The organism is Lacrimispora amygdalina (assembly GCF_900205965.1).
GTDB lineage: Bacteria > Bacillota > Clostridia > Lachnospirales > Lachnospiraceae > Lacrimispora > Lacrimispora amygdalina_A.
In genome coordinates this window covers 128,014-140,199 of sequence record NZ_OAOF01000002.1, presented here as the reverse complement: position 1 = coordinate 140,199, position 12,186 = coordinate 128,014, and the positions used below count along the sequence as shown (strand labels likewise).

At 45.2% G+C, this 12,186-nt stretch carries 8 protein-coding genes; 2 read left to right on the top strand and 6 right to left on the bottom strand.

Annotated elements, in window-relative coordinates:
* The first annotated feature begins 50 nt into the window (after window positions 1–50).
* Complete coding sequence (locus CRO04_RS03395; protein ID WP_097002823.1) at window positions 51–1,094, top strand: C40 family peptidase; 1,044 nt, start codon at window positions 51–53, stop codon at window positions 1,092–1,094.
* 45 nt (window positions 1,095–1,139) lie between these two features.
* On the opposite strand, the gene CRO04_RS03390 is transcribed toward CRO04_RS03395, so the two are convergent.
* The 6 genes from CRO04_RS03390 to CRO04_RS03365 form a co-directional block, all read right to left on the bottom strand.
* On the bottom strand, window positions 1,140–1,850 hold the full coding sequence (locus CRO04_RS03390) for an ABC transporter ATP-binding protein (protein ID WP_097002822.1): 711 nt from the start codon (window positions 1,848–1,850) through the stop codon (window positions 1,140–1,142).
* A complete protein-coding gene (locus CRO04_RS03385) occupies window positions 1,837–2,703 on the bottom strand; it encodes an ABC transporter ATP-binding protein (protein ID WP_097002821.1) in 867 nt (288 codons plus the stop codon). Before CRO04_RS03385 ends, CRO04_RS03390 begins: the two co-directional genes overlap by 14 nt.
* Window positions 2,703–3,806: a branched-chain amino acid ABC transporter permease gene (locus CRO04_RS03380; RefSeq protein ID WP_097002820.1), complete on the bottom strand. Its 1,104-nt coding sequence runs from the start codon at window positions 3,804–3,806 to the stop codon at window positions 2,703–2,705. Before CRO04_RS03380 ends, CRO04_RS03385 begins: the two co-directional genes overlap by 1 nt.
* 10 nt (window positions 3,807–3,816) lie before the next feature.
* Window positions 3,817–4,698, bottom strand: a complete 882-nt coding sequence (locus tag CRO04_RS03375; RefSeq protein WP_097002819.1) for a branched-chain amino acid ABC transporter permease — start codon at window positions 4,696–4,698, stop codon at window positions 3,817–3,819.
* A gap of 125 nt (window positions 4,699–4,823) precedes the next feature.
* The gene (locus tag CRO04_RS03370; RefSeq protein ID WP_097002818.1) at window positions 4,824–6,002 is read right to left on the bottom strand and encodes an ABC transporter substrate-binding protein; all 1,179 of its coding nucleotides are present in this window, start codon (window positions 6,000–6,002) and stop codon (window positions 4,824–4,826) included.
* Between the two features lie 367 nt (window positions 6,003–6,369).
* On the bottom strand, window positions 6,370–7,980 hold the full coding sequence (locus CRO04_RS03365; protein ID WP_097002817.1) for a CTP synthase: 1,611 nt from the start codon (window positions 7,978–7,980) through the stop codon (window positions 6,370–6,372).
* Window positions 7,981–8,315: 335 nt separating this feature from the next.
* Between CRO04_RS03365 and CRO04_RS03360 the strand changes: the two genes are divergently transcribed.
* On the top strand, window positions 8,316–12,143 hold the full coding sequence (locus CRO04_RS03360; protein ID WP_166432457.1) for a GDSL-type esterase/lipase family protein: 3,828 nt from the start codon (window positions 8,316–8,318) through the stop codon (window positions 12,141–12,143).
* Window positions 12,144–12,186: the final 43 nt, after the last annotated feature.

The window sequence follows — 12,186 nt, the reverse complement described above, 5'->3', positions numbered from 1 at the left end:
GCGGTTTCACAGCCCGTTTCACAATCAAAAACTTGCGAAGGAAAGTGCATATGACTGACAAAGCATGGAAAGTACTTGGCTTTGCCATCGCATGCGGTTGTACCGTATGGATGGGAACAGCAGATGTACAGGCCGCAAGAACAGAGACTGCCGTTAAGACCGGAACGCCCGTAGCGGGTATGGAGGTCTACATGGATCAATATCAGGAATCCAGAAAACGGGAGTCAACGGAAAGCTCGGCCGGTCTTACGCAGGAAAAAGTGAGGTATGGAACCTTCAACACCATTTTTCAAAATCTGGGAGTAGCAGAAGTTGAAGATTCCTTAAACATCAGGAAAGAACCAAAGAACGATGCGGAAATCGTAGGGAAACTAAGAAGCCATGCAGGATGCAGTGTGTTGTCCGAAGAGAATGGCTGGTATAAAATAAAATCAGGGCAGGTAACCGGTTATGTATACGGAAAATACTTAGCCACTGGACAGGAGGCCAGAGCAATCGCCTATTATGATATGAGGCTGATGCTCCGGGTAGATGTTGAGGCCCTTCGTGTCCGCACACAGCCTGATACGAATTCAGAAATAATAGGACGAATTCATGAAGGCGAAACGTACCGTTACATTTCCCGTAACGGAGGCTGGACTAAAATTGAATACAACGGACAGACTGCGTATGCCTATGCACCAGAGAATGCCACCATTGCCTATACCATTCCGGAGGCAGAGAAAAATGGTGGTCTGCGGACCCGTGTTGTAAGCTATGCAGTGAAATTCGTTGGAAATCCATACCGCTGGGGTGGAACCAACCCCAATACAGGCGCCGACTGTTCCGGTTTCATTCAATATGTAATGGAGCATGCGGCAGGTGTCCAGCTGGACCGCACCTCAAGACAGCAGGCTGCGGAAGGACAGGCGATTCCGTCTTCCAGCATGGAACCCGGCGATCTGTTGTTTTATTCCAGCGGAAGGGAAATCGATCACGTTGCCATGTACATCGGGCAGGGGAAGATCGTTCATGCTGCCAACCGCAGAAGCGGGATAAAAATTTCCTCCTGGAATTACAGAAGACCGGTTACCATACGACGGGTGATCAATTAAAAACGCAGACAGATACCAGTTTCATGCGGTATCTGTCTGCGTTTTTTAGTTTTTCGTTTTTCCGAGATAAGCTGCTTTTACCGATTCATCAGCCAGAAGCTCTTTTCCAGGACCTGACATGGTGATCCGTCCGGTTTCCAGAACGTATCCCACATCAGCTGTGTGGAGTGCCATATTGGCATTCTGCTCGATTAACAGGACTGTCACGCCCTTTTTATTAATCTCCTTAATTATGGAGAAGATATCCTTTACAATCAGGGGAGCAAGACCGAGAGAGGGCTCATCCATCATAAGGATTCTGGGGTGGCTCATAAGGGCTCTTGCAACTGCCAGCATCTGCTGTTCGCCGCCGGAGAGTGTTCCGGAGAGCTGCCAGCTTCGTTCTTTAAGCCTGGGAAATAAATCATAGACCCAGTTGATATCCTCCTCCAGATTGTCATTTCTTAAATAAGCCCCGATTTTAATATTTTCAATGACTGTCATATCCGGAAATACCCGGCGTCCTTCCGGAACCAGTGCGATTCCCTTTGAAACAATGTCCGGAGTATCCATTCCGATTAACTCCTGACCGTCCAGAGTGATACTGCTTCCTGCAGAAGGCTTTGTAAGGCCAACGATGGAGCGGAGGGTGGTACTTTTTCCTGCTCCGTTTGCACCGATTAACGTCACAATGCTTTTGTCCGGAACTTCAAAGGAAATTCCTTTTACCGCTTCAATTCCGCCGTAGTTTACTCTTAAGTTATCAATCTTCAGCATCGTCACTCACCCCCAGATATGCTTCAATTACCCGTTCGTTATTCTGGATCTCTTCCGGCGTACCCTGTGCAATCAGTTTACCGAAATCCAGAACGTAGATGCGGTCTGAGATCTGCATGACCAGATCCATATGGTGTTCAATCATTAAAACAGTTAAATGGTAGGAATCACGGATCTGTCTGATAAAGTCCGTAAGCTCCTGAGTCTCCTGAGGATTCATACCTGCAGCCGGCTCGTCAAGAAGTAAGAATTTTGGTTCCGTAGCAAGCGCTCTGGCTATTTCTAAGCGTCTCTGGAGACCGTAGGGGAGAGAAGATGCAATTTCATCTTTTAAATGAAGAAGGTTCTGCTCTTTTAGGAGAGCTGTGGTTTCTTCCCGCATTCTTGCCTCTTCCTTATGGTTCAGCCGCAGGGTAGCGGAAAATACATTCTGTTTTGCACGCATGTGCTTTGCAATCAGCACGTTGTCAAAGACAGTCAGCTGTCCGAACAGCCTGATATTCTGAAACGTACGGGCAATTCCCTTTTTTGTGATGATATCCGGTGTATTGCGCACGATGGAGAGAGGTCTGGGCGTTACTTCTCCCAGATACATTTTCTGCATTTTGCCCTTTGGTGTATTAGCGAGTATGGTCTCACCCTGAAATTTCACTTCTCCGAAGGTGGGCTCGTAAATGCCGGTTACACAGTTAAAGGCAGTGGTCTTTCCTGCACCGTTGGGGCCGATTAAAGCAACGATTTCTCCCTCGTTCACATCGAGAGTTAAGCCGTTTACCGCCACAACACCGCCGAACTGCATGGTAACGTCCTGCATATGAAGTATATTTGCACGGGTTTTAGCTGTAGCTGACATTATGCGTTTTCTCCCTTCTGTGCTTTATTTTTCTTCTTAAATTTTTGTGGAATTCCTTTAATCAGCCGAAAGAGACCATCCCAGGAAAATTCATTGCTTCCCATGATTCCTCTGCGGTAGAAAAGCACCACCGCCATAAGAAGGATGGAGAAGATTACCATACGAAAGCCGGAACGGAACAGAGGGATCTGAATCCCGGCGATGTAAAGAGGATTATCAAAGAATCTCAGCCACTCCCTTCCGGCAGTGACCAGAAACGATCCGATGACACTGCCGGTGATGCTTCCGATTCCGCCTAATACAACAATCAGGAGGATATCATAGGTAAGGTTGATGGAAAAGGTCTTGGATTCAATGGAACGCATGAAGATTGCCAGAAGACCTCCGCCTACGCCGGTAAAAAAGGAAGAAATAATAAATGCCAGTTCTTTATAGTGGAACAGGTTCAGGCCCATGGCCTGTGCTGCCACTTCATCCTCACGAAGAGCCTTAAATGCCCGGCCATAAGAGGAATTGATCAGCAGAACCATTAAAAGAATACAAAGGGCACAAAGTCCGAATGCAGCATAAAGGTTTGGAAAACCTGGAATGCTTTTTAATCCATAGGAACCGTTGGTGATCTTGTTTAACTGGGGAGCTGCGATGACGGCACGGATGATTTCGGAGAATCCCAGAGTAGCAATTGCCAGGTAATCACTCTTTAAGCGGAGAACCGGAATGCCGATTAAAGCGGCAACCAAAGCTGCAAACAGTCCTGCAATGATCAGTGCAAGCCAGTACGGGCACTCCAGATTAGCCAGGAAAGGAGCAATTCCGTCTACATAGTAAACGCTGGCTCTGGTTTCAGCCGGAATGGTGAGTATGGCAACTGTATAGGCGCCGATTGCCATAAAGCCGGCCTGACCAAGGGAAAAAAGACCGGTAAAGCCTGTCAGTAAGTTCATGGAAACAGCCACCACTGCATAAATGGCGCTTCGCTCCAGAATGGAGATCTGATAGCTGTATTGAGCACTGTTTGCCTGTAAAAATCCCAGGATTCCGATGATGAACAATAAAGCAATCAGGGTATAAAGCCTGTTTTTGGAAAATACGTTCTTTTTCATAGATGACACCTCACACTTTATCGGTTGTCTTCTCACCAAACAGGCCGGTTGGCTTGATCAGGAGAATGGCGATTAACAGAACAAAGGTAAATGCGTCGCTGAAGGTGGAATACCCCATAGCGACCAGAGCGGTTTCCCCAAGTCCCAGGATAAATCCGCCGATTACAGCGCCGGGAATGCTTCCGATACCTCCGAATACGGCAGCTACGAAACATTTCAGGCCTGGTAAGGAGCCGGAGAATGGAAAAACGGTCATACGGTCTGTAAAGTACAGGACAGAGCCGACAGCAGCCAGAAGAGAGCCGATGGCAAATGTAAAGGTGATAACGCGGTTGATCTTGATTCCCATTAGGGAAGCAGTATCATAATCTTTTGAAACAGCACGCATAGCCATGCCGATTTTAGTCTTGTTAATCAGAACAATCAGGATGTACACAATGATTAAAGTCAGCACCGGTGTAAGAAATGTAACAAAGGACGCGGAAAGACCGCCGATTTTAAAAATCTTCTTTAAAAATGGAATCTCCGGATAACCTTTTGGAAGGGCTGTAAATAAGTATGTGGCCAGATTCTGCAGAAGGTAGGAAACACCGATTGCAGAGATCATAACAGACATCCTTGGTGCGGTACGTAAGGGACGGTATGCCACCCGCTCAATGGAAACACCTAAAAAGACGGTGATGAGTAAAACGATGGGAATGGCGATAAACCATGGAAACGCAGCCATTGCAAAGATCATAAAATAGCCTGCCATCATAAAGATGTCACCGTGCGCGAAATTGATGAGCCGCAGGATGCCGTAAACCAGTGTGTAACCAATGGCAATCAGTGCGTAAGCACCGCCTAAGGAGATACCGGTCAGGCACTGCTGTAAAAAGGTTGAAAGACTCATGTGGCAAAATGCCTCCTATCTGTTTAGTATGGAATATTCATAATACCAGCCTGCAAATGGAACGAGTGGGGAAAAAAACTATCCCCACTCATCCGTACGTGACTGCTTTGCCGCGGTATGTGCGTTTATTTTACTGTAGTCGTAGTTAAGAATTTGAATTTGCCGTCTTCAACGGTCTTGATAAATGCCATGTCTTTCTTTGCATCGCCATTCTCGTCAAAGGAAATGCTTCCTGTAACACCGTCAATGGAAACTCCCTTTAATGCATCGCGGATTGCTGTGCCATCTGCGGAGCCGGCAGTTTCAATTGCCTTAAGAGCACTTAAGTAAGCGTCATAGCCAAGAGCAGATACGGCAGGAATGATTTCGTCCTGTTTCTGTTCTTTTAAGTATGTCTTAAAGCCGGAGATGAAAGAAGCGGCTTCATCATTGGCAGGCTCTGCCTCATCAAAGAAAGTGGAAAGTACGATGCCCTCTGCAGAGTCACCGGCATTTTCAATGATGGTTGAGTTCTCCCATGTATCACCTGCAGCGATGGTTGCGGTAATTCCAAGCTCACGTGCCTGTTTGATAATAAGCGGAGCTGTTGTAATGGAAGATGGTGCAAAGATGATGTCTGGGTTCTGTGCCTTTATATTGGTTAAGATTGCTTTAAAGTCTGTCTGGTTGGTCTGGAACTGTTCTTCACTTACCACTGTTCCGCCAAGTTTTGTGAAGGAAGTTTTAAAGAAAGAACCAAGTCCTGAGGAATAATCATCACCAAGCTGGGTGATAATGGCTGCTTTCTTTGCCCCGTTGTTATTGGCGTAGTTTGCCATAACAGTACCCTGGAACGGATCAAGGAAGCATACACGGAAATAGAAATCGTTGCCCTGGGTAACCTGTGGATTGGTACAGGAAGCTCCGATTGCAGGAATCTTTGCATCTGAGAAGATCTGTCCGGCTGCAATGGATACACCGGAGCCATAGCTGCCAAGTACAACGGACACTTTTTCACTGACAAGCTTCTGCGCAGCATTAACGCCTTCTGTCTTATCTGATTTATTATCGACTTCCACTAATTTAACCTGGTATTCTTCCCCTCCGATTTTCACGGTCGGGTGAGTCTGGTTGGCATAACGGATTCCTAAAACTTCCTGCATTCCGCCTCCGCCGTTCTCTCCGGTGGTTGGTTCGAATACTCCGATCTTAATAACTTTCTCGCCGTTTCCCTTTGCAGTCTGGGGGCTGGAGCTGCAGCCGGCAATTACACTGGCACTTAAGCATGCTGCCATAGTCAGTGCAAAAACTTTTCTCAATTTCATAAGTTTATCCTCCTTTTTGTGTATCTCATGGAAAAACAACTGTCCTCCGTATAGACACACGTTGCATATTATTATATCAGAAGATGGGAAAAGTGCAAGAAAAAAATAAAAGAAAATAATAATATAAAGTAATTTCTTATTTTCAGAATGAATATAAAGCCTGGTTTCTGAGAAGGTGCATAAAATGGTTGGTGGCTTTATGGAACATATGGAACATACTGGAAGTCAGAGGGAATCGGGTGGGTATGATCTGGAATAAGTTGAGGGTGTGAGCTGCCTGTGTTAAAACATCTTTAGACTGTCTTTGTCGTGAACAAAAAAGAGTCCGCCTCCTGGTGAAAGAGTGCGGACTCCATTTTTATATAATTTAGTTTGTTTTATTATGCTCAACAGCCGCGTGGATAAATTCTCTAAACAGAGGGTGAGGCCTGTTGGGTCTGGATTTCAGTTCCGGGTGTGCCTGAGTTGCGATAAACCATGGATGGGTAGGGATTTCAATCATTTCCACAATCCGTCCGTCCGGAGAAATTCCGGATAAGGTCATTCCTGCTTTGGTTAAGGCATCGCGGTAATCATTGTTTACCTCATATCTGTGTCTGTGGCGTTCGTGTATCAGTTCCTCTCCATAAACTTCATAGGACTTGGAAGACTTGTCCAGAACACATGGATAAGAACCAAGGCGAAGGGTTCCGCCGATATCCTCGATGCCGTCCTGTTCAGGCATTAAATGAATCACCGGATGAGTGGTGGTTTCATCAAGCTCTGCAGAATGTGCATCGTCAAAGCCAACTACATGGCGGGCAAATTCCACGATTGCCATCTGCATGCCGAGACAAAGACCCAGGAACGGAATATTGTTTTCCCTTGCATAACGGATTGTGGATATCTTGCCTTCAATTCCGCGGCTTCCAAAGCCTCCCGGAACCAGAATTCCGTCTACATCATTAAAGTATTCGGAAACGTTCTCATCAGTAACAAGCTCTGAATCCACCCATTTGATATGAACTTCGGCGCGACTTACTACTCCGCCGTGTTTTAATGCTTCCACTACGGATATATAAGCGTCGTGAAGCTGGATGTATTTTCCTACAAGGGCAATGGTTACTTCCTTTTCGGGATGCTTCCAGTTATCAATCATTGCAGCCCAATCCTTTAAATCAGGTTCCGGGCATGGTAAATGTAAGCTCTCGCAAGCAACCTGAGCTAAATGTTCCTCTTCCATTACAAGGGGGAGCTCATATAATACTTCCACATCAAGATTTTGTATTACGTGTGTCTTGGGAACGTTACAGAATTGTGCGATTTTGCTGCGGATTCCGTCATCAAGGGGCAGTTCGGAACGGCATACGATGATGTCGGGCTGGATACCCATTCCCTGCAGATCTTTTACACTTGCCTGGGTGGGTTTCGTTTTCAGTTCGCCGGAAACTTTCAGATATGGAACCAGGGTCACGTGAATAAGAATCGCATTTTCGTGGCCTACTTCATGTTGGAATTGTCGGATCGCCTCTAAGAAAGGCTGGCTTTCGATGTCGCCTACCGTTCCGCCTACTTCTATAATAGCTATCTCAGTATCGGAGGAGTTGGGATTGTGGTGGAAACGGCTCTTTATTTCGTCGGTAATGTGAGGGATAACCTGTACGGTGCCTCCCCCGAAATCCCCGCGCCGTTCACGGGTCAGTACGTTCCAATAAACTTTACCAGTGGTAACATTGGAATTTTGTGTTAAGCTTTCGTCGATAAACCGCTCGTAGTGACCTAGATCAAGGTCTGTTTCTGCGCCGTCCTCTGTGACGAAGACTTCTCCATGCTGAACCGGATTCATAGTACCTGGATCAATGTTGATGTATGGATCGAATTTTTGCATTGTTACTTTGTAGCCTCTGGCTTTCAACAATCGTCCAAGCGATGCTGCGGTAATACCTTTGCCAAGTCCGGATACTACGCCTCCGGTGACAAATACGTATTTCACTGACATAACAGTGTAACCTCCTTCTGTGATGGTATGGGGATATTTTCAAAAAAAATATTATACTGCTATTTTGAGAAAAAATCTAGTGTATATTGAAAAAAACTTATAAAAAAAGCAAAAAAATAGCAACGAGATCAATCATGGACGTATAGAAGCAAGTTCTGATTAACATATGTGCTAAATGCCTTGAAAACACTGGTAAATTATGGTAATATAGTTTATATTGCACAATGTAAGCGCTTACACAATGTGCAGGGGGACTTTTCTACTTATTTTTTTGATAAAAATATGGGAAAAGACTGATTATTTGTAGGAAGCTGATAATGCAGAAGGAGGTATTTATGATGAGTTTTGGTAAGGCACTGGCACTTTGCTGTCTCTGCGGAGTATCGTTGTCGGCAGGAATAAGTGCGTATGGGGCATCACCCAGTCAAAGCATGATAGCGGAAGGAGAACACCCGTGGGCATTTACTTATTTTGGAACATCTACCGGAGAGGCTGTAAACACAATAAAGGACGGCAGTTCCATTGTAAACGGGGTGGGCCTGACCTCATGCTCTGTAAAGGGGGACGGAAGCATTGATAAAAAAGGCGGCAAGTTTGTTTCAACAGATGGTTATGACGGAATTTCATATTACTACACAACACTTGATCCGGAAAATGAGAACTTCTGCCTGAAAGCAGACATAACTGTGGACTATATCAATCCAACACCTGACGGTCAGGAAGGCTTCGCATTACTGGCGCGGGACAGTATTGGTGAGGACAAAGTGAGCAGTAAACCATTTTACACCAATTCCATGGCTGCTATTGGAACAAAGTTAAGCTATACCGCAGAAGACGGCACAAAATCAAGTATAAAGGATGGAGTGGGCTTCCACTTTTTTTCCGGTATTACATCTGCAGACAGCGCACCTGCGAAAAATACTTTTACAGCAGATAACGGAGCGTTTGATCCGTCTGTAAAAATAAAATCAGGAAAGACCTACACCATGATCCTGAAGCGCACCAATACCGGATATCACGCTTTGTATCTGGATGAGAAGGGAGAGACAAAAGAAGAGGTTTATTATCTGGATGGGAAAGAGGATCCTCTCTGCAAAATAGATAAGGATCATATTTACGTTGGATTTGCAGTGGCAAGAGGCTGTAATGCCACCTTTTCCAACATTGAATTTTCAGTCACAGACAGGAAAACAGATCCGCCCGCGAAACCTCATCCGATTACATACATAGATCCGGATTTTAAGATTACATCGGCGTCTACATCAGGCACTGAAAATTATACTATGGTATTTAAGACGAACGCAGACGGTGTGGCAATTCCCAAACTCAATGGAATGACAATGGAATACAGGAATATAAAGGCAGGAGCCGAATTGGTGCAGCCATTGTATCTGAAAGAGGGTGTGAATCAGGTATCTGTAGTATTTGTGCCGTCCCCAACCTTTGAGCCGGCTCCATATACAAAACTGAAGTCATACTCCAGCCAGACAATTACAAAAGAAGTTATCAGAAAGAATTATAATGGCACCGTCATCTATGTATCTCCAAATGGTACCTCTGATGGAGAGGGAACTAACCAGTCACCGCTTTCTGTTGCAGAGGCAGTGAAATATGCGGCACCTGGACAAAGCATTTATCTGGAACCAGGGGTATATAAACTTTCAGAGCTGAAAGTGGAAAGAGGAATTGATGGATTGAAAGACCAGATGATTACGATGGAAACAGATCCCCAGAAAGAAGGGCGCGCTGTATTTGATTTTGAAGGACAGGGCAGCGGAATGCAGCTTTGGGGAAGTTACTGGCATTTGAAAAATATAGATATTACAAGAACAATGGATTTAAAAGCGGGGCTTCAGGTAGCAGGCAACAGCAATCTGATTGAACTGGTTGAAGCATATGACAATGGAAATACCGGAATTCAGATCAGCGGAACTTCGGAAGAAACCTTTGAAAAATGGCCTTCAGGAAACCTGATTCTAAACTGTACCTCCTATAACAATTCTGACGCTGCCATGGAAGATGCGGATGGATTCGCAGCAAAGCTGACATGCGGAGAGGGTAATGTATTTGACGGATGCATGGCATATAACAATGCCGATGATGGCTGGGACTTTTTTGCCAAGGTGGGAAGCGGCCAGATCGGAGCTGTGACGATTAAGAACTGTGTTGCTTACCAGAATGGTTATATCAGGAAAGACGGACAGCTCATTGAAGCAGGAAACGGCAATGGATTTAAGATGGGAGGATCTGGTATCTCAGGACATCATGTTCTGATAAACAGTATTTCCTATGAAAACAAGGCGAAAGGTATTGATTCCAATTCATGCCCGGATATTGAGATATACCGTTCCACTTCCTATAACAACAGAGGTTCTAATGTGGCACTGTACAGCAATAAGGGAGTGACCACTGCATTTAAAGCAGATGGTATTATTTCCTACAGAGATAAATACCTTGACACAGCGGAGCGGATTGAGTTAAACGGACAGGATGCAGGGGAGATTTTTACGGAAAATAATTATTTATATCAGAATAATAAATCAGTGAACAGCCTGGGTGAGGCAATAACCGCTTCCATGTTTGAAAGTCTGGATACAGGAAGAATTCCACAGCGTCTTTCGGACGGAACCATTGATATGAAGGGACTGCTGACGCTGACTGCTCTTGCACCACAATATGCAGGTGCGAGAAGAGACGGAACACCGGTTCGTCCAGTTGTCTGGGTGGTAGGAGATTCCACAGTCAGTGCTTTTCAGGATCATACATACTACTATCCAAGATACGGCTGGGGAACACAGCTTAACCGGTATTTAAAAAATGTGAAAGTTGAGAATCTTGCAATATCCGGTACCAGCTCCTTAAGCTTTTCTTTTACAGAAAATTATAAGACTCTGCTTGCAGGAATGAAAGAGGGAGATTATCTGCTGATTGGATTTGGACATAACGACGAAAAGACAGAGGCAGAGCGGTTCACTGATCCGGCCGGAGGTATTGGTGATGACGGATCGTTTCAGAATTCCCTGTATAAGAGGTATATTAAAAAGGCTCAGGATGCAGGAGCAACTCCTGTTTTATGTACGCCTATCGTGAGAAGAAATAAAAATAACCAGTATGATGGAACCAGCGGACATATTACCCAGACCCAGGTGACGGATAAAGGAGTTTATCCAGGCGGAGATTATGCCCAGGCAATTCGGGATCTGGGAGCAGCAACGGGTGTTACTGTTCTGGATCTGACCAGAAGAACGAAAGAGATCTATGAGCAGTCAGGTGCAGAAGGAGTAAAAAACCGGCATGCGTGGACTTCTTCCAAGGAAATCAGCATTGATGATACACACACCAACATCTATGGAGCGGCCTGCAATGCATGGATTATCGCTGATGAAGTAATGAAGAGCGGGAATCCTATCAAGAGATTTGTAAAGCCTGATTACGCACAGCCCTCTCCGGAGATACTAGAAGTAAATCCGGAGTATCAGGAACGCACGTATGCAAGAGTTGATGGTGTCAGTGCCATCTGGCCTGTGTCAGGGCCCTGGAAAGGCACTGTTTTTGGCAATGTAGGAGGGAAGGAAAAGATCAATAAGGATAATTTTACTCTGGAGTCGGTGGAAAATGAAGCCCTTCATATCAGGGCTGGTGTGTTTACCTCCAATGAATCTGGTACAGGTATCGGTAAAATTTCCACACCCAACGAAGGCCTTGCCATGTATTATCAGGCAATTCCTTCAACACAGAATTTCACTCTTTCCGCTGATGTAAAAATCAATAAGCTGGTTCCCAACAATCAGGTATCCTTTGGGATTATGGTCAGAGATGATATGTATTTAGACCTTGCAGCAGATGAGACACTGGGAGATTACGTAGCAGCAGGACCCCTCGGTCTTGCATCATCGGTTCAGACCAATTCATTTGCCAGAAAGAATGGTGTTCTTATCAAAGGCGGGACTGCAGCAAAAACCTATGGAATCGGGGATACCGTTCATGTAACTGTCCGTAAGACTGATGATGGCTATACCTGCATTTATGGAGAGAACGATCCGGTTACTGCAGGATTTGATTTTAAGCTGACTTCCATCGATCCTGAATATGTTTATGCCGGACTGTTTGCATGCCGTAATGCTGACGTCACATTCAGTAATATAAATCTGACCCTTGAATAAGCTGAAAATACAGAATTCATATTGACAAGCAGAAAAAGGATGC

What these genes read in the sequence shown, in the direction of transcription:
- CRO04_RS03395 (WP_097002823.1), top strand. Translation starts at nt 51, where the DNA reads ATGACTGACAAAGCATGGAAAGTACTTGGCTTTGCCATCGCATGCGGT.
- CRO04_RS03390 (WP_097002822.1), bottom strand. Translation starts at nt 1,850, where the DNA reads ATGCTGAAGATTGATAACTTAAGAGTAAACTACGGCGGAATTGAAGCG.
- CRO04_RS03385 (WP_097002821.1), bottom strand. Translation starts at nt 2,703, where the DNA reads ATGTCAGCTACAGCTAAAACCCGTGCAAATATACTTCATATGCAGGAC.
- CRO04_RS03380 (WP_097002820.1), bottom strand. Translation starts at nt 3,806, where the DNA reads ATGAAAAAGAACGTATTTTCCAAAAACAGGCTTTATACCCTGATTGCT.
- CRO04_RS03375 (WP_097002819.1), bottom strand. Translation starts at nt 4,698, where the DNA reads ATGAGTCTTTCAACCTTTTTACAGCAGTGCCTGACCGGTATCTCCTTA.
- CRO04_RS03370 (WP_097002818.1), bottom strand. Translation starts at nt 6,002, where the DNA reads ATGAAATTGAGAAAAGTTTTTGCACTGACTATGGCAGCATGCTTAAGT.
- CRO04_RS03365 (WP_097002817.1), bottom strand. Translation starts at nt 7,980, where the DNA reads ATGTCAGTGAAATACGTATTTGTCACCGGAGGCGTAGTATCCGGACTT.
- CRO04_RS03360 (WP_166432457.1), top strand. Translation starts at nt 8,316, where the DNA reads ATGATGAGTTTTGGTAAGGCACTGGCACTTTGCTGTCTCTGCGGAGTA.